This window comes from Serinicoccus shuyuelongi (assembly GCF_045032955.1).
GTDB lineage: Bacteria > Actinomycetota > Actinomycetes > Actinomycetales > Dermatophilaceae > Ornithinicoccus.
The window spans coordinates 439,863-462,650 of record NZ_JBJFZU010000002.1; the positions used below are offsets into that span (position 1 = coordinate 439,863).

The window sequence follows — 22,788 nt, forward strand, 5'->3', positions numbered from 1 at the left end:
GCGCCTGGGTCAGTCGTCGAACACGGACCAGCAGATGTCGTTCCGCCGGGCCTGGTCCTCGATCATCAGGGCAGACAGGTGCTCGGGGACCCGTGCCCGCTGCCAGTCCCGCTCGGCGAGGCGAGCACCGGGGTCGTGGGTTCGTGCAGCCTGCGCGGCCTTGATCGCGTAGGCGGCGGCGCCCAGATCGTGCTCGGGGACGTGCCCCACACAGGCTGCCTGTCCAGCGGCATACGCGGCGAACCTGGCAGTTCCCTTCAACGCCCTGGCAGCACCCATGGCATGACCACCGACCGCTCGGGCCTGCATCATGCCGAGGTCTCCTGCGGCCCAGGCACGCGCAGCAAGGATCGCGTCGCGGGGGCGGTGATCGGCGGGGACCTGCTGCTCGAAGAGGTGCAGCACATGGCTGGCGCAGTCAGCGGCCCAGAGAGCCAAGAGCGTGTGGTCCTCCTCGGTGAGGAGGCCGCCGCGCCTGACCGTGATCAGCCGGGGGTCACGTACCTCGGGAAGGATCACCGACCCACCCTGACACCGGCCCGGCCCGGCGCGGCGCCCGACGCGGCAGACCGGCGCGTTCGGCCGATGCGGACACCTGCTCGTCTCACTAGGGTTCTCGTCATGAGGCCGTCTCCGCAGGAAGTCGCGTCCCAGCTCACCCGCATCGTCCGATCGCCCTGGCCCCAAGGCCTCGACGATGCACTCCCGTGGTTGCGATCCATGGGCATCGCGACAGACACGGCAGACGAGTCGCCGGCACGGGGCGATGCACGGTCCTGGCACATGGCCTCGATGCCGGTATGGGGAACGGCGCGGACCGGGTGGGGCACCTACCGTGACCAGTTCGCGGACGTGTCCTGGTTCCTGTGGGACGAGCACGACTGGGAGGACGTGCGGCGAGCGGCCGCTGATCTCGCTCGGACGTTCACGGACCTCCATGGCACACCCCAGAAGGCCACCGACGACGCCGAAAGCCACGGACCTCGCTGGTGGTGGCGTCTACCGGAGCACAGCATCGACCTGTACGCCCACAACGGTGCCATTCGGCCACACGGCTTCCCGGCCGGACCCTCTGTCGTGCAGCTGCAGGTCGACCTGCTCGCCGTTGCCGAACCGCGCGAGGCAGAAGCGCGTGAGCTCAGCCCCACTCCAGATTCGTGAATCACCCCGGTCGGAGCGAGGCACGCCGACCGCCGACCGGTCCGGCAGGCGGCGCGGCCGGGCAGTTACTACGGTGACGTGATGAGCGAGCAGCAGAGCAGCGCAGCGTCCGAGGAGTCCGAGGCACGGCAGGAGGCCGCGGAGTACGTCGTGGAGCGGGTGGAGAGCTGGGACGAAGGCGCCGAGCCCGAGACGGTCCGGAAGGACCTGGAGGACGGGATGGCTCAGGCGCAGGTGGAGGTCGCCGAAGACGACCTGGACCAGATGGCCACGGAGATCCACGACCAGGGCAGCACCGACACCCCCGAGGTGGAGTGAGCCAGAGCCTGCGGCTGCTTCTCCTGGCCGACACGCACGTCCCCCAGCGGGCGAAGGAGCTGCCCGCGCAGGTGTGGGAGCAGGTGGCAACGGCCGACGTCGTCGTCCACGCCGGGGACTGGGTCACCCCGGACCTGCTGGACACACTGGAGGAGCGCTCCGCTCGGCTCGTCGGGGTGTGGGGTAACAACGACGGGCCGGAGCTGCGCCGTCGGCTGCCGGAGGTGGCCCGGGTGGAGCTCGGGGGTATGCGCTGGGGCGTCGTGCACGAGACCGGCGCCAAGGCGCGGCGCGAGGAGCGGATGCGGGCGGCATACCCCGACCTGGATGTGCTGGTCTTCGGGCACAGCCACATCCCCTGGGACACCGAGCACGAAGGCCTGCGGCTGCTCAACCCCGGCTCACCCACCGACCGGCGGCGTCAGCCGAACTGCACCTACCTGACCTGCACCGTCGCCGACGGCGTGCTCAGCGAGGTCACTCTGCACGCGATCCAGCGACGCGCCTGAGGACCGGCCCCGCCCGTTACTCCTACCGGCTCAGACACGCTCGACGCGGTCGGCCTGCGGTCCTCGATCGCTCTGACGCACCTGGTACCGGACCCGATCACCCGGGTACAGCACCTCCTCGTCCCTCAACACCGAGACGTGCACGAACAGGTCCGCGCCGCCCACGTCGGGGGTGATGAAGCCGAACCCGCGGTCCGCGTCGTAGCGCGCGACCACTCCCTCACCGCCACGCGCCGGGACGTCGGACGCCTCCCGCTGCCCCGACCGGGCCCGGGTCGACGCCGCCGGCGCGCCCCGCGGTGCGGAGCCGCGAGCCAGGCGCACGTCACGGGCCTGCGGACCCCTCTCGCTCTCGACGACGTCGTACGTCACCCGATCGCCCTCGTCCAGCGCAGGGAGCCCATCGGCCAGCGCCCGGACGTGGACGAAGACATCCGGCCCTCCCGACTCGTCGGTGATGAACCCGAAGCCCTTGTCCACGTCGAACCAGGACACGGTGCCGTCCGCCCCGTCCGACTCCTCGCCCTGCTGGGCAGCTCCGGCCCCCAGCGGGAGCAGGTGGTCAGCCTGCGGTCCCTTCTCCCCGTCGACGACGAGGAACGCCACCCGCTGCCCGTCCGAGACCACGCCGCCCCCCACGATCGCCGAGCTGTGCAGGAAGATCTCGGGACCGTCGTCGTCGGGGGTGATGAAGCCGTACCCCTTGGCCGGCTCGTACCAGGAGACGGTGCCGAGCATGCCGAGCGGTGTATCGGCGGCCTGGTCGGCCGTGACCCGGACGTGGCGTGCCTGCGGGCCGCGGTCCCCCTCGCCGATCTCGAACTCGACCACCTGCCCCTCCCGGAGCAGCTTCATCGCGTCATCGCTGATGATCTCGGACGCATGGACGAACAGGTCCTCTCCATCCCCCTCGAGGGCGATGAAGCCGAAGCCCCTGTCGGTATCGAACCAGCGGACGGTTCCCTCGGTCACGGCTGACTCCTTGTCGAACGTGCGGTCGGTGTATCCCCATTGTCCCCGACGTGAGGGCGGCAAGGGCACAGCGCGCGGCCGACCCCGGACCAACGTGGCAGGCGTGGGCCAGCACGCCAGTTACAGCAGGTCGGGCGCCCATTCGGGCCGGTAGTCAGGGTGGTTGACGTAGACCGACGCCAACTCCGACAGGGTGTAGTTCGCCCATTCCCTCTCGGCGCCGCGCGCATCGACATCCTCGACGGCGGCCGCCAGGATGGCCCTCTTGATCGCGACCTCACGCAGCCACCGTTCCGGGCCGACGATGACCACTCCGGCTGGGTGGTCGTCCCAGGCGGCCACGTCGTGGTCGGGGTCGACAGCCCGTTCCTTGTAGACGTCCGAGCGGATGCGGACAGCGTCAAGACCTGTCCGCTCGTCCTCGTCCAGACGTGCCCGCAGGAACGACACCAGCTCGCTCATGCCCAGATCTTCTCAGCAGTCTGCCGCCGGCGCCAGCAGGCCCAGGCCTCCTCGACGTGAAGGCATGCAAGGCACTCGACGAAAACCGGCCGGCGTCAGGATCTGCGTGTGGACGTGTCAGCCGACCTCGTCGATCAGGCTGAGGCAGTGGGCCGCATTGGGCTGCGTCGCGAACCGCGGGCGTAGAACGCCGCCAGCTCCGCCGGGTCGGGGCATGCGATGGTCACTGAGCTGAAGCGGATCGATGGGGTCACGTGTTCAGCCTAGGACCGTTCACAGGGCATCGCGGCGTCCTGACCGCCCTGCGAGACTGGCGTCATGCCCGGCACCGACGCGTCCTCCGACGACCCACCTCTGGACCTGCACGTCGGCGACGAACACCTCGTCATCCGCCAGCGCTACGAGGTCGCCTCGATCGTCAACGACATCGCCATCGGCCTGTGGTTCGTCATCGGCAGCATCCTCTTCTTCTCCAGCTCAACCGAGACCGCAGGCACCTGGTTGTTCCTGCTCGGCAGCCTGCAGATGCTGGTCCGCCCGGCGATCAGGCTCGGGCGCCGGGTGCACCTGCAACGGGTCACCCCGTCCCGGCCCACCGACGCCGGGTATGACTTCTGACCAGGACCCGGTCAGGGCTCAGTCGGCTGCGACTCGTCGGTGATGGCCGCCGTAGACTCCGGCGGGTGGACGAGCCTGGGCTGTACCCGACGATGGAGGACGTCATCGGTGGCACTCCGCTGGTGCGTCTGCAGCGCCTTCCGGGGCCGGAGAACGAACGCCGCGGCAACGTGCTGCTCGCCAAGCTGGAGGGGAACAACCCGGCTGGCTCGGTGAAGGACCGGCCGGCGATCAGCATGATCCGGGGTGCCGAGGAGCGAGGTGAGATCTCTCCCGGCGACACCCTGTTGGAAGCCACCTCCGGCAACACCGGGATCGCGTTGGCGATGGCGGCGGCGATCAGCGGCTACCCACTGGTCATCGTGATGCCCGAAGACGCCTCCATCGAGCGGATCCAGACGATGAAGGCATACGGAGCCGACCTGGTTCTGACCCCGGCAGGGGGCGGGATGGAAGAGGCCCGCGACGTCGTGACGCGGATGGAGCGCGAAGGCAGAGGCCGGGTCCTGGACCAGTTCGGCAACCCGGACAACCCCCGTGCCCACGAGACCGGCACTGGCCCGGAGCTGTGGGTCCAGACCGAGGGGCGGATCACGCACTTCGTGTCCGCGATGGGGACCACCGGCACGATCACCGGGGTCTCGCGGTTCCTGAAGTCGCACAAACCTGGTGTCGAGATCGTCGGCGCGCAGCCGGCGCAGGGATCGAGGATTCCCGGGATCCGCGCCTGGCCACCGGAGTACGTGCCGACGATCTTCGATCCCTCAGCGGTCGACCGGACCGTCGAGGTCACCCAGAGCGACGCCGAGGAGACAGCGCGCAAGCTGGCCCGTGAGGAGGGCATCTTCGGCGGTATTTCCGCGGCCGGTGCCTGCTGGGCTGCCCTGCAGGTGGCCGAGGAGGTCGAAGGCGCGACGATCGTCTTCGTGGTCTGCGACCGCGGTGACCGCTACCTCTCCAGCGGCGTGTTCCCCGCCTGAGACGTCAGGGCCTACGCCTTGCAGTCGGATGACTGCAAGTGCGGGCGGCGTCGAGCAGTCGGGGTCGACCAGTCACGTGGTGATGACGTCGGTGGAGCCCGGTCTCTGGGGTGGGAGGTAGGTGGCTGCTACCCAGAGGATGACGAGCAGGATCGTGCCGGCAGCCGAGCCGAGGGCGATAGAGGGTGAGGTGAGTGTGAGGAGTGCCCCGACTGCCACTATCCCGAGTGCCTGGGAGGTGCGTAGCAGAGCGAACCCCTCGACGCGGCGTGATGGTGGGAGCAGTTGGTCGAGGATGAGTGAGTAGAAGGTGGCCAGGGGCGCCACGCACAGACCGACCAGCACGGTCCCGGCGATCGCTACCGTGAGCGAGGGGGCGAGAGCGATCAGCACTAGCCCGGCGGTGGTGAGCGTGAGCATGGCCACCACCGAGCGGATGCGGGGCTGCCGTCCTCGGACGCTGATGATGAGGCCACCGGTGATAGAGGCCAGGCACAGCGGGATGACGATGACCAGGGCACGGGCTGGTGGTAAGTCGTAGGAGACAGCCAAGGCAACGGAACCGATCTCGATCCCGACGATGGCGGCGGTGCCGACGCCGGCGGCGACGAGCCAGAGCATGAAGCCGGGTTTGGCGGATGGTAGGAGTCCTCGGCCGGAAACAGCGTGCTCCACGTGAGCCGAGGTGCTGATGGGTGGCAGCAGCACGGCCGGTAGTGCAGCGGCCAGCGCCATGATGCCCAGCGCCGTGCCGATCGAGACCTCACCCAAGGTGGCGGCCAAGACTGGCCCGGCGACGAACATGAGTTCGTTGAGGGTGGCCAGGATGGCGAGCATGCGGGGCAGGCTGCGGGCCTCGACCATGCCGTTGACGACGGCGCGGAGCAGTCCGGCGACGGTGCCGTAGGTCAGGCCTGAGAGCGCTGCCATGCCGAGCAGCAAGGGGATACCCGCGTCGGCGAGGACGGCGAGCATCAGGCCGGCCAGCATCAGACCGCGGAACAGCACCAGAAGCCGCAGCAGTCGACCGTGAGACATCTCGACGCGGCGGGCGAACCGGGCTATGGGGACGGCAGCGACTACCTGAGCGCCGACCATCGTTGTCATCATCGCAGCGCCGACGTCGATCCGATCGCTCACACCCACCGTCGCCAGCCCGAACGCGATGGGCGCCATTGCCTGGGGCACGGATGACGCGAGGTTCGACAACAGCCATCTCGAGACCACAGGGCGCCGAAGGGCGTTACCTGACGTTGCGGACGATCCTGGGTCCCTGACCGGTCCCACACCGTCGGATGAGGTGCCCACCCGGCCAGTGTGCCAGTCGACAGCTGGTGGGGGCCGCCGCACAAGAAGTGGGACCCGAATACCGAGTCTGCGAGTTACGTGGCGCTCAGCGGCAGAGCCGTGCACCGATCTTGCGACGACGGCAGGTGATCACGTGAAGGCTCACAAGGCACCCGGGGCGAAGGATGACGCGCATCTCGGCTCCGGACATACCGACCGGCGCTGTGCCACGGCGATTCAGCAGACGACCGCGGTAGCCCGGCGGGTCGGCCTTTGGCGCGGGAACTCAGGGTGTTCGTGCGATCAGCCTCGGGACTGGCTACGCGACCTGCCGATGGCGGGCCTACCTCGTAGGTTGGGTCGAGCCGTTGATCGAGTAGGAGTAGGAAAGGAGCACGCCATGCTGCAGGGCAAGGTCGCGTTGGTGACAGGTGCAGGGTCCGGGATCGGTGAGGCGAGCGCACGGACGCTTGCTGCCCAGGGTGCGCACGTCACCCTGGTCAGTCGCACCCGGGAGGAGCTGGAGGAGGTCGCGGCCGACCTCGAGGCCGCCGGCGCCCAGGCCCTGGTGGTGACCGGTGACGTCAGCGACGAGGACGATGCCCGCAGGATGGTCTCGGCGACCGTCGAGCGATTCGGCGGGCTCGACATCGTCGTCGCCAACGCCGGGGTCAACGGCACGTGGGCAGGCATCGAGGACCTCGAGGTCGCGGATTTCCGGTCCACGCTCGACATCAACCTCACCGGGACGTTCCTCACCATCAAGCATGCGGTGCCGCACCTGGCCGAGGGCGGCGGCGCGGTGGTCGTGGTCTCGTCGGTCAACGGCACGCGCGTCTTCTCCAACTCAGGCGCCACGGCATACGCCGCGAGCAAGGCGGGCCAGGTCGCCCTGACCAAGATGCTGGCCGTCGAGCTCGGGCCGCGCAAGATCCGCCTCAACGTCGTCTGCCCTGGGGCGATCGAGACCGAGATCGACGACAACACTCGGTCTGCCAACGCAGACGTGAAGATCCCGGTCGAGTTCCCGCAAGGGGAGATCCCGCTCACCCAGGGGACCCCAGGATCGGCGCAGCAGGTGGCCGAACTGGTGTCCTTCCTCGCCTCCGACGCGGCCGGTCACATCAGCGGCACCGAGGTGTGGGTCGACGGGGCGCAGTCGCTGCTGCAAGGGTGAGCGGCGGCACCTGGGCTCCCGGATCGATTCTGTTGGCCCGACCATGCGCCTGGACTCGAACAGGAGCGGCACCCACCGTGGAACCCTTCACCGTGGAGTGTTCTGCGCACGAGGGTGACACCTAGTTTCCGAGGCTCATCTACGAGGCGTCAGTCAGGCGACCCGGAAGCGCAGATCAGGACGCCAACCGTCCCAGCCAGAGGTGTGACGGAGATGTCCGGGCCATGGCGTCGTGCAGCCAGGTGCCTTGAGCGGGACCTAGGTGCGGGACAACAGCCTGGAGGTCGTGTTCGTCCTTGGGGCGAGGTGATCAAGACTTGTAGAAGACTTGCACTTCGGGTGCCAAGTACGGGATGCCCGAGGACGACACCCGCCGCGTGTCCGCGAGGCCCATGCGGATCCCTGACCCCATGTCGTTAATCCGTGCAGGATGACGAATAGATGGGAGGATGACGCTGACGTCATCTGCAGCCGTGAGTGTGAGGAGCCAAAGACGTGCGAGGCGATTCCCGCTTACGTTACGTCATTCCGCATCTGCTTGCGCTCTCGCTCGGTGTCGGCATGGTGCTGAAAAGTTCTAGCGGTGAGAGCCTGTTCACTTATGGGTGGGTACTCATTGGAGGCAGTGCGCTGTTCAGCGTGGCCTACCTGGCCATGATCCGGCGCGGGCATTTTGACGACAATCGGCGCCGGGGACCGCTGAGGTTCGTCACGGGTGTTGGTCGCCAAGGGGGCGGGCATGGGTGTAGTTCCTGCGGAGGACAGGATCTACAGGTGCTGGAAGGGGATGAGGCCATCTTCGATCACGTCGGGGGGAAATGGACCTGCAGATCCGGCGTGGATACCGCTGCGAAGACTGCGGGAACGTCACGATGATGGTTCCCCCGGGACGGGATGAGGATCGACCAAGCCATCGGTAGGCGCGACATGGGTGACTCGGAACCCAAGCTATCGTCGCGGCTGTGACGCCTCCGTGGCTGGTGGTGATAGATACCGTCCTGGTTGATGAAGGACTTGTCACTGCCAGGGCTCGATGGGGCGCGGCATGAGCGGATTTTGTTCAGGTGTCCGTAGCTCGCCGACCACCTTCAGAAGCAGTTGGTCGCGTTCGACCTCGTGCTGCCGCCGTCCCTCGCCAGTGACCCAGTCGTATTCGGTGACATCGAAGACGCCGGTCTTGCAATAGCCGAGGCGGACGTACAGCCGCTCCGCATCGGGGTTGTCCTCGGCGACGCCCACCCCAACCTGGTGCCTGCCGGCCTGTCTTACGAGTTCCTCGGCTGCGTTGATCAAGCGACTGCCGACTCCCTGCCCGCGATAATCACTGCGGACCTGCAGATGATTGATTTCTACGGCCTCGGGGAATGTCTCTTGTGCGTTTGGTCCTGTGCAGCCACCCCACTGCACAACTCCCGATCCCAGCGGATCATCACCCCGCCACGCGACCAGGTACGTCACACGGCCGTCTGCCTGTTGAGCGTAGTGCGCCTCGTGCACCTTCCCGGGTGTCGGCCAGCGAGAGCGCAACGCCTCTAGGTCGTGCTGCGTGCAGGGACGAATGTGCATGGGTTCATCCAACACGAGGTCAGGCAGACCCGTGCGTCACCGAGCTGCCAGGCTTGCTCAGCAGGTCGCCATGCGCGGCTGACAGTGTGTAGTTGTTCGTCATACACCCGTCCCGTGAGGGAACCGTTCGGCGTCGATGCGCTAGATGACACGGAGCTTGTCGAGATCGACTGGCAAGCCGCTGACCTGGTCAAGCATCCGCATTTCGGGCTGGATGGCGTGATGGACGCGTGGAGCAGTGGATTCCGCTGTTGTATTCGGCCGAGCGCCGGCCCGTCGGCTGATGCTCGCCGAGGGCGTCTCAGGGGCTCGCCGCCACCTACCGAGGGGACCGTGATGAGCACTGACAACAACTGGCCGATCGGGTGTCTGGTCCCCGGATGCCCCGCGAACGCCCCTGGTGGCGACGAACTGGATTCGCTGAGGCATCAGCTCTCTTGCTCAGGCCGAGTCAGTCGTGGGTGGACGACCTTTCCCAGTCACGGCGTAGCGGGCGGTGATGGTGCGCACGGCTTCCTCGACTACCTGCGCGACGCGCTCGGAGTTCACCTCCCAGTCCGGTACAAGGAGTGTCGGCCAAAAGATGTAGTTGGAGATCATTCCCAGGAACTGGGTGGCCGCGAGGTCCACGTCCTCCACCCGCACCGTTCCCGCCTCGTGCTCGGCCAGAAGGTAGCTCCGTACAGACTCGAAGTACGGCATCTTCCCCTGCGAGAACTGCGCATGGGCCAGCTCCGGGAACCGCGGCAGCTCGGCGATGACGATCCGAAACAGGTCGGTCATCTGGGGCCGGCTCAACAGCTCGGCGTAGCGGCGACCGATAGCACTGAGCCCGTCAACGACGTTGCCTGCCGGCGGAGGATCCTCCTCGCCGGCTGCTGACCAGGACTCGGTGACGATGGCGTCGAACAGAGCTGCCTTGCTCGGAAACTGCTTGAACAAGGTGGCCCGCGAGACCCCCGAGCGCTCCGCGATCCGCGCCAGCGACGTCCGGTCGTAGCCCAACTCGAGAAACAGCGAGGTCGCGGCCGTCACGATCAGTGCGCGCTTCTGTTGGGCGACGCGCTGGTGGTACGTCGGTACGGCGCTCTTCATCCGCCAAGCATACGAGGTGAGTGGCTTGACTCACTCCTATTGCGGCTCTAGTGTCAGGCCGGTGGTGAGTCGTGCGACTCACCACCGGCCTGACCATCGTCGATGGTCGCGGTCAGGCACCCCCTACCGAAGGAACATCTGATGAACCGCTTCGACAACCAGACCGTGCTCGTGACTGGTGGGACCGGTGGACAGGGATCGAGCCATGTACGGGCCTTCCATGCGGAAGGGGCGAATGTGGTGATCGGCGGCACCAATGCCGAACGCGGCACCGCCCTCGCCGACAAGCTCGGGTCCCGCGCTCACTTCGCCCGCCTGGACGTCACCGACGAGAGTTCCTGGTCCGCCGCTGTGTCTGCGGCGGAGAGGACCTTCGGAGCCTTGAACGTGCTCGTCAACAACGCGGGCGTGCAGAACCCTCCAGCACCGATAGAGAGCACGGACGAGGCCACGTGGTCGCGCATCCTCGACATCAATCTCACAGGGACTTTTCTCGGCATCAAGGTCGCCGCCCCCGCTCTGCGCCGCGCGAACGGAGGAGTCATCGTCAACATCGCCTCCACGATGGCTCTGGGTGGCACGGCGCACTACGCGCCGTACGTCGCCAGCAAGTGGGCCCTACGCGGCCTCACCCGAACGGCAGCAATCGAACTCGGCCGAGACCGCATCCGCGTCAACGCCATCCATCCAGGCGTGATCGCGACCCCCTTCATCCACGAACCAGCAGCCGGCGCCACCGCGGCAATCGCGGACTTCTACTCACCCGAGCCGTTCGCCATCCCCCGACTTGGAGAACCGACCGACGTCACAGGGCTCCTCCTGTTCCTCACGTCATCAGACGCGTCGTTCATCACGGGCTCCGAGCACGTCATCGACGGTGGACTCCTCCTTGGGCCTGCCCTCCAGACCGAGACCGCATGAGCCGTCCAGACGTGACGGGATGGAACGATTCCGCCGGTGATGAGTCCTCGTGGCAGGCTGCGGGCACCACCTACCTGTGCAGGGGCTGGCGGGCCGCGACCGATTGGCATACGAACCTCCTCGCCAATGCCAATCTCACTTTCCACCTCAAGAACGGGATACGCGCAGATCTGCCATCGCGGGCCACCCCCTTCACCGACCCGACGGAGCGTCAGGCCGTCCTGGTGCAGATCGTCGCGGACCTCACCAGTCCCACGACCCCGGCACCATCCGGCCGACTCGGCTCAAGGACTGGGCTGACAGTCGCCTGATGCACATCACCTTCCGCCACCGACCTGATCGCAGATACCTCGACAGGTGAACTCACCGTGGTGACTGGGAAGTCAGGGCGAGGCTGTGCGCCAACACGCAACACCTCACACATGAGGTCCGACGAGCGCCCTCACGCACGCGGACACCCGACCCGGCTTATGCAGATGCCCGGCACGTAGCGTCAACGAACATGAACATCGCCGGACCCGAAACGCTCCTTCTACTCGTGTGGGTGATCGTCCCGGCCGTCATCCTCTACGTCGTTGTGAGATTAGCCGTCCGCCACGCAATCCGCGACGCGCGAAAAGATGAAATCTGAAATTTCCCGTCGCTGCACGGGCAGACTGTCGGGGAACCGTGACGGGTCACCCCAGCGGTAGCCTTCATTGATGAGGGATCTCGTCGTTCGCCCGCTGGTGACCACGGACGAACCCTTGCTAGCCGCCGCCACCTTGGAGAACCTGAACTGGGCAGGGCGTCATTTCACGATGAAGGATGTGCAGGAGCGGCCGGAGTTTCGCCACTACACCCAGCTCGTGTTGGGGAGAGGTGACTTTGGCCTGGTGGCAGGGGACGCCGGTGGATCTCTCGCAGTGGCATCTGCCATGTTTTTCCCTGCGGATGACCCGGGATATGGGTTCCTGGATGAGTCCACCCCAGAGATCAGTCTCTGGGTGCGGGAAGACTTCCGCGGGCGAGGAGTGGGAAGGCTGCTGTTGCGCCGGCTGCAGCAGGAGACTGCCACGAGAGGCCTCCCAGGCCTCAGCCTCTCGGTGGAAGCGGGGAACTACGCGAAGCGCCTGTATGCCTCCGAAGGGTTCAGGTAAGTCATCGGGCGCGAGCAGGACGGCCTCATGATGTGGGCGTGCTGACGCATCAGCCCCAGGCGCCTCACAGCGGCCGTTCCGGACGAGCGTAGCCGTCCTTCACGCAGTATCCGAGCGATGCTACTGAGGTAGCAATTACTCGTTTTTCCCGGGCAGGATGGGTGAATGAAGGTGAGTGTGAGTCTGAGCGAGGAGGACCTCGCGGCCCTCGACCGGTACGTCGAGCAAGCCGGTCTCGAGTCGAGGTCGGCCGCCGTCCAGCAGGCCATCCGGCGCTTGCAGGACCCTCAACTGGAGGCGGACTACGCCGCCGCCTGGCAGGAGTGGGCCACCGCGGGAGATGAGGACGCGTGGGCCGCTGCGTCCTCGGACGGGCTCACCGATCTTGCGCGGTGAGATCCCCCTCGTCGACCTGGACCCTGTGCGGTAGCGAGGCCAGCAAGCGTCGGCCCGCTGTGCTCGTCAGCAACGACCGGGCCAACGCCACGGCACAACGGCTCGGTCGCGGAGTAGTGACCAGGCTATATGTCTTAAGGCAGCGGCAGCCCCCGGCCCGCGAGAGATCCCAGCGGTATCCGTGCCACCCAGTGTTCGGCATGAGAGTGATATCGACCGCCTAGCTTGGTGCGCAACCTTCGCCCGGTCGGGTGCACAACGCTCGCCCGGTCGGGTGCACAACGCTCGCCCGGTGGGGTGCACAGTGCTCGCCCGGTCGGTCAGGGGGCGAACTCGCAGAAGCTCTCGTAGTGGTCGTCGGTGTAGTACCAGACCTCGGGGTCCACTAGCACGTCGTCGTCCTCGGGGTCGACCAGCACGTCGCCGTCCGCGGGATCCATCTCGCCGCCGCCGGTGACGACTCGCTTGGCGCCACGGTGCGACAGCCCAGGGGTCTCCACGGTGAACTCCTGGTAGTACCCCTGGTCTTCGTCCGGGAGGAATCCTTCCCGATTGCCGAAGGTCGAGCCGTCCCTGTCCGGGTACTCGTAGGGTCCGCCCCCTTCGATGTCGTCGATCACCGGCTCCAGCTCCTCCGGCAGCACCTGGTCGGCGCACGCACCGATGTCGTCCCAGTCGCGGGTGTCCGTCCCCCGCGCGCCCTCCGCCGTCTCCGACTGCACGGTCGACCCGCCTTCCGGCGCGTCGGTCCCCCCACCGCGCTGACCGACGACGAGCCACACCACCAGCGCCGCGAGCAGCGCCAGCACGACGACGCCCACCGCCCGCGACCGGGTCATGACTGCTCAGAGGACCTAGTCGACCCGAGCGCCACCACGGCCAACGCCTCGGCATCGTCGAGGATCTCGGACAGGATCCACCAGGCGCGACCGTCGTTCTCCGCGAGCTGCCCCGCCTCCTGCCAGAGCAGCGCGACCTCCTGTCCACCCCAGAGGTCCCGCAGGTCCCGCAGCGAGTCCGCCATCGCGTCCAGGTTGGTCGCCGCCGGGTCCGGCAGCCGGAGCGCGTGCGCCAGCTGGGCCTGGGTCTCCCGCAGCCCACCTGCGGCCGGGGTGGTGACCGTGGTCAGGGCATACCCCGCCTGGGCGAAGTGCGCCTCCGCGTCGCCCAGCCGCTCGGCGGGCAGGATGATCACGGACGGTCCAGGTGCTCGACCAGCTCGGCTGCCAGCCCGGTGTACGTCGCCGGGGTGAGCGCCACCAGCCGCTCCTCCTCCTCGGCGGGCAGCCCCAGGCCGCGCACGAACTCGACCAGCTCGGCCTGCCCGATCCGGCGCCCCCGGGTGAGCTCCTTCAGCCGCTCGTACGGGTTGCTCATCCCCTCCACACCCCGCGCCGCGAGCGCCCGCATCACCGACTGGATCGGCTCGGCGAGCACCTCCCAGTTGGCGTCGAGGTCGGCGGCCATCGCCGCCGGGACCGCGTCCAGTCCGGCCAGCCCGCGCCCGACGTTGTCCAGCGCCAGGAGGCTGTGCCCGAGGGCGGTCCCCACGTTGCGCTGCATCGAGGAGTCGGTGAGGTCGCGCTGCAGCCTGCTGGTCACCAGCGTCGAGGCCAGCACGTCCAGCAGCGCGTTGCTCACCTCGAGGTTCGCCTCGGCGTTCTCGAAGCGGATCGGGTTGACCTTGTGCGGCATCGTGGACGAACCGACGGTGCCCTGCCCGCGGACCTGCGCGAAGTAACCCATCGAGATGTAGGTCCACATGTCGGTGGCCAGGTTGTGCAGGATCCGGTTGAACCGGGCCACGTCGGCATACAGCTCGGCCTGCCAGTCGTGGCTCTCGATCTGCGTGGTCAGCGGGTTCCAGGTCAGGCCCAGGTGCTCCACGAAACCCTGGCTGAGCTGCTGCCAGTCCGCGCCCGGGACGGCCTCGACGTGCGCGCCGTAGGTGCCGGTCGCCCCGTTGAGCTTGCCCAGGTATGCCGCCCCCTCGACCCGGTGCAGCTGTCGCGTCAGGCGGTGGGCCAGCACCGCCAGCTCCTTGCCCATCGTCGTCGGGGTCGCCGGCTGGCCGTGCGTGTGCGCCAGCAGCGGCACGTCCGCGAGGTCGCGCGCCATCGTGGCGAGCTGCTCGACCAGGGCCTGCGCCCGCGGCAGCCAGACCTCCTGCACCGACCCCTGCACCATCAGCGCGTAGGAGGTGTTGTTGATGTCCTCGCTGGTGCAGGCGAAGTGGATGAGCTGGCCGAGGGCCTCGGCGCGCGCGGCGCCGCTCTCGTCGGAGCCGTTGTCGTCGGCGCCACCGGCGGCGTCGGACCCGGCGAGCAAGGTCGTCAGCCGTCCCCGCAGGAAGTACTCGATCGCCTTCACGTCGTGCACCGTCTCGGCCTCGATGGCCTTCAGCTCGGCGATCGAGTGGGCGTCGAAGTCGACCACCAGCGCCCGCAGGGACGCCCGCTCGTCCTCGGACAGGCCGGGTGCTCCCGGAACCACCTCGTGCTGGACCAGGTGCAGCAGCCACTCCACCTCCACGTGCAGCCGCGCCCGGTTCAGCGCCGCCTCGGAGAGGTGGTCGACCAGGGGGGCGACGGCGCCGCGGTAGCGCCCGTCCAGGGAGCCCAGGGCGATGGTGGGGGAGAGCTCGGCGAGCGGCGTGCGGGCGGGAGGCAGCGGCATACGCCCATCTTGGCAGGACGCGTGGGGGAGTCCGAAACGATGTCCGTGACCGACGGACGGGTCATTGTCAACAAGACGTTGACAACGAGCAGGCGTCAACATAGTGTTGACGCATGAGCATCTCACCCAACGACGCGATGTCCAAGGTCCGCCTCACGGCCGGCATGACCGCGGTCGCCATCGGCTTCGTCACCCTGTGGCTGAGCCGCGTCATCGACTCCGGCTTCGTGCACGGCTTCTTCCAGGGCGCCACCCTGGCGTTGATGGTCGCCGGCGCCTACCTGATCGGGGCCTCCATGTGGCACCGGCGCAGCCGCGGCCAGGTCGAGGACGACCAGCACTGGTTGCCCAGCCGCGACGGCGCCGTCGACCCGACCAGCCCCGAGACCCGGGACCCGCGGTGAGCCAGGCGCACCCGGAGGGTGATCTCGCCGCCCAGATCGGGCACATCATCCTCGACGACGGCCCGGAACCCGGCGGGCAGACGTTGGACGGCGACGACCACCTGCGTCTGGTGCGCCGCGCCGCGCTGGCCCACGAGGTCAGCGGTGAGCTGCTGCAGCAGGCGGTGACCGCCGCCCGCTCCGGCGGGCAGAGCTGGGCGACCCTCGGCCAGGAGCTGGGGCTGAGCAGGCAGGGCGCGCAGCAGCGTTTCGGCGGCGCCGGTCGTCAGGCCAAGGACGACGACGACACCGACCCCAGCACCGCGAGCGGCCCAGGGGAGGCCGGCCAACGATGGCTGGGGCCGGTGACCGCCTTCGACGAGATCGGCGAGCTGGAGCTGGCCGGGCAGCTGGGCTGGCACACCGTCGAGGCCGGGATGTTCCGGCACCGGATGGTCCGCACGGACACCCGCTGGGAGCACCGCAGGGTGGTGTGGACCCGCGCCACGTCGAGCTACCTCACCGACGGGTGGCAGGTCGGTGCCCGCTCGTTCCCGTGGCTCTACCTGGTGCGGGACACGGGCATACCTGTCGAGGACGGCGCCGCCTGAGCCGACTGACGCGCCCACGCGCCGACCTGCAACGGTGGGGCTCAGCGCTGGCGGCGCCCGGCGTCCGGGTCGACCCCGTCGGCCTCGAGGTAGCCGTCGGTGACCCGGTCCCGGTGCTCGCGGGCGATCCGGGTCGCCTCCTCCGCCTGCTGGTGGGCGTGGTCAGCCGCCTGCTGGGCCTCACGGGCCTTCGCCTGCAGCTCGCGGGCGCGGTCCTCGGCATTGGATACGTAGGACTCGCCCGCCTTGGCCTTCTCCCGCAGCCCGGTCGCGTGCTCACGGGCGGCGTCCAGGCGCTTCTTGCGGGCGACCAGCGCCCAGGCGACGAGCGCGGCGACGACGAGCACCGCGACGATCACGACCACGACGACGGTGGTGGTGTTGGTGTTGTCCATCGTCGCAACCTAGCCGAGGCGAGGGGGTGATGCAGTGTGACGCCGTCCTAGGGTGGCGTCGACGGACACCTCGTGCCAGTCTCCGGAGGCCGGGGCGGTGTGCGAGACGAGGACGATGCGGGTGGCCGGGTCCACCGCGGTCAGCGCCCCGGTCAGGGCCCGCTGCGCGGTGGCGTCGTCCAGGTGCGCGGCCGGCTCGTCCAGCAGCAGCACCGGACGCTGGGACACCAGGGCCCGGGCCAGTGACAGCCGCGCCCGCTCGCCACCGGACAGTCCGGACAGGGGGGTGTCCAGCCCCTCCGGCAGGGTGGCGAACCAGTGCTCCAGGTCCACGGCACGCAGCGCGCTCAGCAGGACGTCGTCGGGGGCGTCCTCGGGATCCGGGGCGGCCAGGGCCAGGTTCGCCCGGACCGACCCCGCGAACGCGTGCGGCTCGTCGTCCACCACGGCCAGCCGGGACCGGGTCTGCTCCAGGTCCAGGTCGAGCACGTCCGCCTCGTCCAGCAGGAAGGTGCCCGACTCGGGGTCCAGGTGCCGGGCCAGCACCGCCAGCGCGGTCGACTTGCCGGCGCCGTTGGGCCCGGTGAGCCGCACCCGGTCACCCGGCGCCAGGTGCAGGTCGAGCTCCGGGAGATCCGGGGGTATGCCCTTCCCCAGGGCGGCGTCGTCGGCCGCCCACCGGGCGCTCACCCGGTCCAGGCGCAGGTCGAGACCCGCAGGTCCGAGGCCTGCAGGTGCGCGGCCCCCGCGTTCGTCGGACCGCGCCGCGGTGGGGGCCACCGGGCGGGTGTCGGTGCCGGCCACCGCGGGCCGCTGGTCCAGCACCGCCTGCAGGCGGGCGGTGGCCGCCCGGGACCGGGCCCGTGCCCCGGCGATGTCGGCAATGCCCACCCAGACGTCCGCCAGGGCCAACGGGACGAGGGTGACCAGCGCCGCGTACGGCCCGGAGAGGACGCCGTCGGCGTGCGCCTGCCACACCAGCGCGGCCACCACCGCCGTGGTCGCGGCCACCACCGTCCAGGTCAGCACCAGGGTCAGGGCCCGTGCCCTGATCAGCCGGGACTCGCTGCGCCGCTGGTCCCGGCCGGCGGCCTCCAACGGGGCCAGCAGGGCGGTGCGGTCGGCGAGCAGCCCGGTCACCGCCTGGATCGGCAGCAGGTTCGCGGTGAGCATCGTGGCGTGGTGGTGCAGGCGCCCCCGGTGCGCGACCGCGTCCTGCTGGGCGGCCCCCTCGGCGACCGTCCCGAGGGCCGCTACCCCGAGCACGAGCAGCGCACCCGTCGCGACCGCGGCCCCCGCCCATGGCAGGTGCCAGGCGGCCAGCCCGGCCCCGACGAGCGAGGCGATGACCGCCGACCAGGCCGGCACCACGACCCGGACCTGGTCGTCGACGACGTCGTCCAGGTCGTGCGCCATCGCGGCCAGCAGCTCGCCGCGGCTGCGTCGACCGAGCCGCGCAGGGGTCAACGGGATGAGCCCGGCGAAGAGGTCGGCCCGGCGCCGGGCGAGGTCCTCCAGGGCGACGTCGTGGCTGACCACGCGCTCGGCATACCGCAGCACCGGGCGGAACAGGCCGAACGCGCGCACCCCGACGATCGCCACCAGCAGCGTCATCACCACCGGCATCGTCGAGGCCTGCACGATCAGCCACCCTGAGGTCGCCGTCAGCGCCACCCCGCAGCCCAGCGAGGCGCCGCCGAGCAGGCAGGCCAGGACCAGCCCGCGCCGTCCGCCGGGGGTGCGGACCGGGGCCACCTGGCCGGGGGCATCCCTGTGCAGGAACGGTGTGTCACCTCCGTCGTCCGGGCGACGGATGTGACACACCGTTTCCGCACCAGGGTTCGTCAGCTGCCACCGGTCGCCGGCCACCGCCGCCAGCACCGGGTCATGGGTGACGACGACGACCCGCCGGCGCTCCGCCAGCTCCAGGATCACCTCGTGCAGCAGACGGACGTCGTGGGCCGCGACGTTGGCGGTCGGCTCGTCCAGCAGCAGGAGCGCGGCGTCGCTGAGGCTGGCCCGGGCCAGCGCCAGGCGGGCCCGTTGCCCGGCCGACAGCCCGAGCCCGTCGTCCCCGAGCACCGTGTCCAGCCCGTCACGGCGCGTCAGCTGGGCCCACAGCCCGACCCGCTGCAGGGCCTCGGTCATCTCCGCGTCGTCGGTCGCCCGGGCCAGGGCCAGGTTGTCGCGGACCGTTCCGGGGAGCACCAGTGGCCGCTGGGTGGCCAGGTGCGTGTGCGCCGCCCCGCTCACCGTCCCCGAGGCAGGGGTGCGCAGCCCCGCCAGCAGCTCCAGCACGGTGGTCTTGCCGCTGCCGCTGGGCCCGGTGAGCGCGGTCAGCCCGGGCCGGGCCGGCGTGGTCAGGCTCACCCCCACGAGGGTGACGACCCGGCCGGGGTGGGCATACCGGACGTCGTGCAGACCGAGGGTGCCGTCCCCCGCAGCCGACCCGACCGGCTCGGCCGACCCTGGCCGGTCGACCTCGGGACCCAGGACCCCGTCTGCGGCCAGGTCCTCCAGCACCGCCGCCCCGTCCGCGGCGTTGTGGACCTCGGCCCCCACCCGGCGGATCGGCCAGTAGGCCTCAGGTGCCAGCAGGATCGCGGTCAGCCCGACGACCAGGTCCATCTGTCCGTAGGCCAGCCGCAGCCCGACGGCCACCGCCACCATCGCCACCGAGATCGTGGCCAGCAGCTCCAGCGCCGCGGTCGACAGGAACGCCGTCCGCAGGGTGGTCACCGTCGCCCGCCGGTGCCGGTCCCCGACCTCCCGCACCACCCCGACCTGGGCGTGCGCGCGGCCGTAGCCGACCAGGGTCGGCAGCCCCCGCATGACGTCCAGGAAGTGCCCCGCCAGCAGGGTCATCGCGTCCCACCGGCGCCGCGTCTCGTCCCGGGTGTGCATCCCGATCAGCGATGCGAAGAGCGGCAGCAGCGGCAGTGTGAGCACCACGATCAGCGCGCTCCACGGGTCCACCACGAGCAGCGTGAGCACCGTCAGCGCGGGCACCACCGCGGCGCTGACGAGCGCCGGCAGGTAGCGGGAGACGTAGGGCTCCAGCGTCGAGACCCCGTCGCCTGCGCGGGTGAGGGCCACCTCGGTGCCCGGGCGTCGTCCCTCGGGCAGCGCCAGCCAGCGGCGCAGCAGCGCTGAGCGCACCACCGCCACCACCCGCAGCCCGGCCCGCCGCGCGCTGACCTCGCCGACCCCGGCCAGCACCCCTCTGGCCAGCAGCAGCGCCACCAGCCAGGTCAGGTATGCCTGCAGCGGCTCTCCCCGGACCACCGCCCCGACGACCAGCGCCAGGGTGAGCGCCTGCCCGATGGCCAGCACCCCGGAGGCCACCCCGACCAGGGACAGCGCGGCGACCGGCCCCCGGGTCGCGGGCAGCGCCCGGAGGAGGGCGGGGTCGAAGGGGCGCACCGGGTCAGCGCCCCGCGGTGTCGGCCGACTCGGCGGGCTCGGCCGGCTCGACCGAGGACCCGGTGGGCTCGGCGGCGGCGTGGTGGACCTCGGTGGGGATGTGGTGGCCCGAGATCCGCTTCCGGAAGGTCCAGTAGCTCCACGCCGTGTAGAGCAGCATGATCGGTGTGAAGATCGCCGCCACCACCGTCATGATGCCCAGCGTCTTGGCCGTCGAGCTGGCGTTCTCCGCGGTCAGCGACCAGGCCGGGTCGAGCGAGGAGGGCATCACGTCCGGGAAGAGCGCCAGGAAGAGCGAGGCCGTCGCCAGCCCGATCGCCAGGAACGTCCCGGTGAACGCCCGACCCTCGCGCCCCCCGGCCGCGGCCCGCAGCCCGGCGACCAGGCATACCGCGGCGGCGCCGGCCACCAGCCAGGAGGGCGTGCTGCCGGTCCGCGACATCACGATCCCTAGCCAGGCCACCGCCAGCACCGCCGCGACCGCCCCGAGGCGCAGCGCCAGGGCGCGGGCGTCGTGGCGCAGCTGCCCGTCGGTCTTGAGCGCGACGAACAGCGCCCCGTGCGTGAGGAACAGGGTGAGCGTGGTCAGCCCGCCGAGCAGGGCGGTCGGTCCGAGCAGGTTCCAGAAGCCGCCGACGTACTCCATGTCCGCGTCGATCGGCACGCCGAGGACGATGTTGGTGAAGGCGACCCCCCACAGCAGCGCGGGGAGGGCGGACCCGGCGACGATCATCGTGTCCATCCGGGTGCGCCAGACGGGGGAGTCGACCTTGCCGCGGTACTCCAGCCCCACGCCGCGGACGATCAGCCCGACCAGGATGAGGAGCAGCGGCAGGTAGAACCCGGAGAAGAGGGTGGCGTACCAGTGCGGGAACGCCGCGAAGATCGCACCGCCGGCGGTCAGCAGCCAGACCTCGTTGCCGTCCCAGAACGGGCCGATCGCGGAGAGCATCTGCCGCTTGCGGGTCTCGCCGGTATGCCCGTCGCCCGCGCCGGTGCCGACGCCGGTGCCGGTGCCGGTGCCGACGCCGGCGGGGCCGGCCGGCTGCTCGTCCCGGCCGAGGACCGGGAGCAGCATGCCGACGCCGTAGTCGAAGCCCTCCAGGCAGAAGTAGCCGACGAAGAGCACGGCGATGAGGATGAACCAGACGGTGGTGAGCTCCATGGGGTGGCCTCTCCCTCAGTAGGTGAAGACGAAGGCGTCGTCGTCGTCGCGGGCGCTCGGGTCGTAGGAGGCGTCCTCGGGCACGTGCTCGGCCCCGGCCCGGCCGTAGCGCAGCAGCAGCTTGACCTCGACCACCGCCAGCGCCCCGTAGAGCAGGGTGAAGACGCTCATCGAGGTGATGACCTCGGCGGCCGTGGTGCCGGGCGAGACGCCGGTGCGGGTGGTCATCAGGCCCATCACCAGCCACGGCTGGCGGCCCATCTCGGTGAAGATCCAGCCGAAGGAGTTCGCCAGCAGCGGCATGAAGAGCACGGTGGCCGCGACCCAGGACCAGGCGCGGTGCGCCATCGGGTCGCCGGCGGACTCCGAGGTGTCCTTCCCGCGCAGCACCCAGAGGACCGCGACCGCGACGGCACTGGCCAGCATGCCCAGGCCGATCATCAACCGGAAGCTCCAGTAGGTCACCGGGACCACCGGCCGGTAGTCGTCGACCTCGGTGAGCTCGGACCCGGCATACGTCAGCTCGTAGCGTTCCTGGATATGCGTGATGCCCTCGACCTCGCCCTCGAAGCTGCCGGTCGCCAGGTAGGACAGGAGCTTGGGGACGGTGACCGCCCAGACCTCCTCGCGGCCGTCGAGGGTGCCGACGGTGATGATCGAGAAGGGGGCGCCCTCGCCCTCGGGGGAGTCCTCGTAGAGGCCCTCGGCGGCGGCCATCTTCATCGGCTGCACCTCGGTCATCACCTTGCCCTGCAGGTCGCCGGAGATGGTGACCCCGAGCGAGGCGACGAGGACGGTGAGCGCCCCCAGCTTGGCGGCCTTGCGGTACATCCCCTTGTCGCTGCGCGGGGTGCGGGTGCGCCACAGGTGCCAGATGGCGAAGGCCATGACGAACGCGCCGCCGGTCATGTAGGCCGCGGCCATGACGTGCGGGAAGGTGACCAGCTGCACCTTGTTGGTGAGCACGGCCAGGAAGTCGGTGAGCTCGGCGCGCCCGCTCTCGGGGTTGATCGTGTAGCCGACCGGGTTCTGCATGAAGGAGTTCGCGGCCAGGATGAAGTAGGAGGACAGCACGGTGCCGATGTGCACCAGCCAGATCGCGGCGGCGTGCAGCTTCTCCGGGATCCGGCCCCAGCCGAAGATCCACAGCCCCAGGAACGTCGACTCCAGGAAGAACGCGAGCAGCGCCTCGATCGCGAGCGGGGCACCGAAGATGTCGCCCACGAAGCGGGAGTAGTCCGACCAGTTCATCCCGAACTGGAACTCCTGCACGATGCCGGTCACCAGCCCGAGCGCGAAGTTGATCGTGAAGAGCTTGCCGTAGAACTTGGTCAGCCGGAGCCACTGCGGGTTGCGGGTCCGGATCCAGGCGGTCTGCATGATCGCGACCAGCAGGCTGAGCCCGATCGTGATCGGCACGAAGAAGTAGTGGTAGACGGTGGTGATGCCGAACTGCCACCGGGCCAGGTCGAGTGCTTCCACGGAAGGACCCCCGAAGGTGAGGTGTGTACTACGTCTCGTCGTACACGTTACT

The 22,788-nt window shown here is 69.6% G+C and carries 26 protein-coding genes; 13 read left to right on the forward strand and 13 right to left on the reverse strand.

The features are described from left to right. Positions 1-9: 9 nt before the first annotated feature. On the reverse strand, positions 10-519 hold the full coding sequence (locus ACI3EY_RS02290; protein WP_405039268.1) for a putative immunity protein: 510 nt from the start codon (positions 517-519) through the stop codon (positions 10-12). Between the two features lie 264 nt (positions 520-783). Here ACI3EY_RS02290 and ACI3EY_RS02295 point away from each other — a divergent pair, with 264 nt between their 5' ends. The 3 genes from ACI3EY_RS02295 to ACI3EY_RS02305 all read left to right on the forward strand — a co-directional run bounded on the left by ACI3EY_RS02295 (position 784) and on the right by ACI3EY_RS02305 (position 1,988). Further along, positions 784-1,161 carry a hypothetical protein gene (locus ACI3EY_RS02295; RefSeq protein ID WP_405039269.1) on the forward strand — a complete coding sequence of 126 codons (378 nt, stop codon included), beginning with the start codon at positions 784-786 and terminating at the stop codon, positions 1,159-1,161. A gap of 81 nt (positions 1,162-1,242) precedes the next feature. Next, positions 1,243-1,479 carry a hypothetical protein gene (locus ACI3EY_RS02300; protein ID WP_405038671.1) on the forward strand — a complete coding sequence of 79 codons (237 nt, stop codon included), beginning with the start codon at positions 1,243-1,245 and terminating at the stop codon, positions 1,477-1,479. After that, entirely contained in the window at positions 1,476-1,988 is a 513-nt protein-coding gene (locus ACI3EY_RS02305) for a metallophosphoesterase family protein (RefSeq protein WP_405039270.1), read from the forward strand. The genes ACI3EY_RS02300 and ACI3EY_RS02305 overlap by 4 nt, the downstream gene beginning before the upstream one ends. A gap of 30 nt (positions 1,989-2,018) precedes the next feature. Here ACI3EY_RS02305 and ACI3EY_RS02310 read toward each other — a convergent pair whose 3' ends face one another. Both ACI3EY_RS02310 and ACI3EY_RS02315 read right to left on the reverse strand, forming a co-directional pair. Continuing rightward, positions 2,019-2,960 (reverse strand): cold-shock protein, encoded by a 942-nt coding sequence (locus ACI3EY_RS02310; protein ID WP_405039271.1) that lies wholly within the window; start codon positions 2,958-2,960, stop codon positions 2,019-2,021. Positions 2,961-3,080: 120 nt separating this feature from the next. Next, positions 3,081-3,422: a DUF6221 family protein gene (locus ACI3EY_RS02315; protein ID WP_405038675.1), complete on the reverse strand. Its 342-nt coding sequence runs from the start codon at positions 3,420-3,422 to the stop codon at positions 3,081-3,083. Positions 3,423-3,740: 318 nt separating this feature from the next. On the opposite strand from ACI3EY_RS02315, the gene ACI3EY_RS02320 reads away from it, so the two are divergent. Further along, entirely contained in the window at positions 3,741-4,040 is a 300-nt protein-coding gene (locus tag ACI3EY_RS02320) for a YrhK family protein (RefSeq protein WP_405039272.1), read from the forward strand. A gap of 65 nt (positions 4,041-4,105) precedes the next feature. Beyond that, positions 4,106-5,020, forward strand: coding sequence for a cysteine synthase CysM (cysM, locus tag ACI3EY_RS02325; protein WP_434056915.1), 915 nt, complete (start codon positions 4,106-4,108; stop codon positions 5,018-5,020). A gap of 72 nt (positions 5,021-5,092) precedes the next feature. Here the strand turns inward: cysM and ACI3EY_RS02330 are convergent, their stop codons facing one another. Next, entirely contained in the window at positions 5,093-6,160 is a 1,068-nt protein-coding gene (locus tag ACI3EY_RS02330; RefSeq protein WP_405039273.1) for an MFS transporter, read from the reverse strand. A gap of 547 nt (positions 6,161-6,707) precedes the next feature. On the opposite strand from ACI3EY_RS02330, the gene ACI3EY_RS02335 reads away from it, so the two are divergent. Next, positions 6,708-7,484 carry an SDR family oxidoreductase gene (locus ACI3EY_RS02335; RefSeq protein WP_405039274.1) on the forward strand — a complete coding sequence of 259 codons (777 nt, stop codon included), beginning with the start codon at positions 6,708-6,710 and terminating at the stop codon, positions 7,482-7,484. 1,017 nt (positions 7,485-8,501) lie between these two features. Here the strand turns inward: ACI3EY_RS02335 and ACI3EY_RS02340 are convergent. Continuing rightward, entirely contained in the window at positions 8,502-9,050 is a 549-nt protein-coding gene (locus ACI3EY_RS02340; RefSeq protein WP_405039275.1) for a GNAT family N-acetyltransferase, read from the reverse strand. Positions 9,051-9,491: 441 nt separating this feature from the next. Continuing rightward, entirely contained in the window at positions 9,492-10,145 is a 654-nt protein-coding gene (locus ACI3EY_RS02345; protein ID WP_405038681.1) for a TetR/AcrR family transcriptional regulator, read from the reverse strand. A 141-nt stretch (positions 10,146-10,286) separates the two neighbouring features. On the opposite strand from ACI3EY_RS02345, the gene ACI3EY_RS02350 reads away from it, so the two are divergent. From ACI3EY_RS02350 to ACI3EY_RS02370, 5 genes are all read left to right on the forward strand, one after another. Then, positions 10,287-11,066 (forward strand): glucose 1-dehydrogenase, encoded by a 780-nt coding sequence (locus ACI3EY_RS02350; protein ID WP_405039276.1) that lies wholly within the window; start codon positions 10,287-10,289, stop codon positions 11,064-11,066. Beyond that, positions 11,063-11,377, forward strand: a complete 315-nt coding sequence (locus ACI3EY_RS02355; protein ID WP_405039277.1) for a hypothetical protein — start codon at positions 11,063-11,065, stop codon at positions 11,375-11,377. The genes ACI3EY_RS02350 and ACI3EY_RS02355 overlap by 4 nt, the downstream gene beginning before the upstream one ends. 191 nt (positions 11,378-11,568) lie before the next feature. Next, positions 11,569-11,697 (forward strand): hypothetical protein, encoded by a 129-nt coding sequence (locus ACI3EY_RS02360; protein ID WP_405039278.1) that lies wholly within the window; start codon positions 11,569-11,571, stop codon positions 11,695-11,697. Between the two features lie 70 nt (positions 11,698-11,767). Further along, the gene (locus ACI3EY_RS02365) at positions 11,768-12,205 is read left to right on the forward strand and encodes a GNAT family N-acetyltransferase (RefSeq protein ID WP_405039279.1); all 438 of its coding nucleotides are present in this window, start codon (positions 11,768-11,770) and stop codon (positions 12,203-12,205) included. 177 nt (positions 12,206-12,382) lie between these two features. After that, a complete protein-coding gene (locus tag ACI3EY_RS02370; RefSeq protein ID WP_405039280.1) occupies positions 12,383-12,601 on the forward strand; it encodes a CopG family ribbon-helix-helix protein in 219 nt (72 codons plus the stop codon). A gap of 320 nt (positions 12,602-12,921) precedes the next feature. Here ACI3EY_RS02370 and ACI3EY_RS02375 read toward each other — a convergent pair whose 3' ends face one another. The 3 genes from ACI3EY_RS02375 to purB are packed head-to-tail and all read right to left on the reverse strand — an operon-like array spanning position 12,922 to position 15,277. Then, positions 12,922-13,440, reverse strand: a complete 519-nt coding sequence (locus ACI3EY_RS02375; protein WP_405039281.1) for a guanyl-specific ribonuclease — start codon at positions 13,438-13,440, stop codon at positions 12,922-12,924. Next, positions 13,437-13,796: a barstar family protein gene (locus ACI3EY_RS02380; protein WP_405039282.1), complete on the reverse strand. Its 360-nt coding sequence runs from the start codon at positions 13,794-13,796 to the stop codon at positions 13,437-13,439. The genes ACI3EY_RS02375 and ACI3EY_RS02380 overlap by 4 nt, the downstream gene beginning before the upstream one ends. Beyond that, positions 13,793-15,277, reverse strand: a complete 1,485-nt coding sequence (gene purB / locus ACI3EY_RS02385) for an adenylosuccinate lyase (protein WP_405039283.1) — start codon at positions 15,275-15,277, stop codon at positions 13,793-13,795. Before purB ends, ACI3EY_RS02380 begins: the two co-directional genes overlap by 4 nt. Before the next feature lie 113 nt (positions 15,278-15,390). Between purB and ACI3EY_RS02390 the strand changes: the two genes are divergently transcribed. Together ACI3EY_RS02390 and ACI3EY_RS02395 are read left to right on the forward strand one after the other, a co-directional pair. Next, complete coding sequence (locus tag ACI3EY_RS02390; protein ID WP_405038694.1) at positions 15,391-15,681, forward strand: hypothetical protein; 291 nt, start codon at positions 15,391-15,393, stop codon at positions 15,679-15,681. Beyond that, entirely contained in the window at positions 15,678-16,271 is a 594-nt protein-coding gene (locus ACI3EY_RS02395; protein ID WP_405038695.1) for a hypothetical protein, read from the forward strand. The genes ACI3EY_RS02390 and ACI3EY_RS02395 overlap by 4 nt, the downstream gene beginning before the upstream one ends. A gap of 41 nt (positions 16,272-16,312) precedes the next feature. Here ACI3EY_RS02395 and ACI3EY_RS02400 read toward each other — a convergent pair whose 3' ends face one another. Genes ACI3EY_RS02400 through ACI3EY_RS02415 form a run of 4 tightly spaced genes read right to left on the reverse strand, consistent with a single transcriptional unit; the run spans position 16,313 to position 22,736 of the window. Then, positions 16,313-16,666, reverse strand: coding sequence for an alanine-zipper protein (locus ACI3EY_RS02400; protein ID WP_405038696.1), 354 nt, complete (start codon positions 16,664-16,666; stop codon positions 16,313-16,315). 9 nt (positions 16,667-16,675) lie between these two features. Then, positions 16,676-20,089: a thiol reductant ABC exporter subunit CydC gene (gene cydC, locus ACI3EY_RS02405; RefSeq protein ID WP_405039284.1), complete on the reverse strand. Its 3,414-nt coding sequence runs from the start codon at positions 20,087-20,089 to the stop codon at positions 16,676-16,678. Between the two features lie 4 nt (positions 20,090-20,093). Then, on the reverse strand, positions 20,094-21,254 hold the full coding sequence (cydB, locus tag ACI3EY_RS02410) for a cytochrome d ubiquinol oxidase subunit II (RefSeq protein WP_405039285.1): 1,161 nt from the start codon (positions 21,252-21,254) through the stop codon (positions 20,094-20,096). A 15-nt stretch (positions 21,255-21,269) separates the two neighbouring features. Beyond that, the gene (locus tag ACI3EY_RS02415) at positions 21,270-22,736 is read right to left on the reverse strand and encodes a cytochrome ubiquinol oxidase subunit I (protein WP_405038700.1); all 1,467 of its coding nucleotides are present in this window, start codon (positions 22,734-22,736) and stop codon (positions 21,270-21,272) included. Between the last annotated feature and the right edge of the window lie 52 nt (positions 22,737-22,788).

What these genes read in the sequence shown, in the direction of transcription:
- ACI3EY_RS02295 (WP_405039269.1), top strand. Translation starts at nt 784, where the DNA reads ATGGCCTCGATGCCGGTATGGGGAACGGCGCGGACCGGGTGGGGCACC.
- ACI3EY_RS02300 (WP_405038671.1), top strand. Translation starts at nt 1,243, where the DNA reads ATGAGCGAGCAGCAGAGCAGCGCAGCGTCCGAGGAGTCCGAGGCACGG.
- ACI3EY_RS02315 (WP_405038675.1), bottom strand. Translation starts at nt 3,422, where the DNA reads ATGAGCGAGCTGGTGTCGTTCCTGCGGGCACGTCTGGACGAGGACGAG.
- ACI3EY_RS02320 (WP_405039272.1), top strand. Translation starts at nt 3,741, where the DNA reads ATGCCCGGCACCGACGCGTCCTCCGACGACCCACCTCTGGACCTGCAC.
- ACI3EY_RS02335 (WP_405039274.1), top strand. Translation starts at nt 6,708, where the DNA reads ATGCTGCAGGGCAAGGTCGCGTTGGTGACAGGTGCAGGGTCCGGGATC.
- ACI3EY_RS02340 (WP_405039275.1), bottom strand. Translation starts at nt 9,050, where the DNA reads ATGCACATTCGTCCCTGCACGCAGCACGACCTAGAGGCGTTGCGCTCT.
- ACI3EY_RS02345 (WP_405038681.1), bottom strand. Translation starts at nt 10,145, where the DNA reads ATGAAGAGCGCCGTACCGACGTACCACCAGCGCGTCGCCCAACAGAAG.
- ACI3EY_RS02350 (WP_405039276.1), top strand. Translation starts at nt 10,287, where the DNA reads ATGAACCGCTTCGACAACCAGACCGTGCTCGTGACTGGTGGGACCGGT.
- ACI3EY_RS02355 (WP_405039277.1), top strand. Translation starts at nt 11,063, where the DNA reads ATGAGCCGTCCAGACGTGACGGGATGGAACGATTCCGCCGGTGATGAG.
- ACI3EY_RS02360 (WP_405039278.1), top strand. Translation starts at nt 11,569, where the DNA reads ATGAACATCGCCGGACCCGAAACGCTCCTTCTACTCGTGTGGGTGATC.
- ACI3EY_RS02365 (WP_405039279.1), top strand. Translation starts at nt 11,768, where the DNA reads ATGAGGGATCTCGTCGTTCGCCCGCTGGTGACCACGGACGAACCCTTG.
- ACI3EY_RS02375 (WP_405039281.1), bottom strand. Translation starts at nt 13,440, where the DNA reads ATGACCCGGTCGCGGGCGGTGGGCGTCGTCGTGCTGGCGCTGCTCGCG.
- purB (WP_405039283.1), bottom strand. Translation starts at nt 15,277, where the DNA reads ATGCCGCTGCCTCCCGCCCGCACGCCGCTCGCCGAGCTCTCCCCCACC.
- ACI3EY_RS02390 (WP_405038694.1), top strand. Translation starts at nt 15,391, where the DNA reads ATGAGCATCTCACCCAACGACGCGATGTCCAAGGTCCGCCTCACGGCC.
- ACI3EY_RS02400 (WP_405038696.1), bottom strand. Translation starts at nt 16,666, where the DNA reads ATGGACAACACCAACACCACCACCGTCGTCGTGGTCGTGATCGTCGCG.
- cydB (WP_405039285.1), bottom strand. Translation starts at nt 21,254, where the DNA reads ATGGAGCTCACCACCGTCTGGTTCATCCTCATCGCCGTGCTCTTCGTC.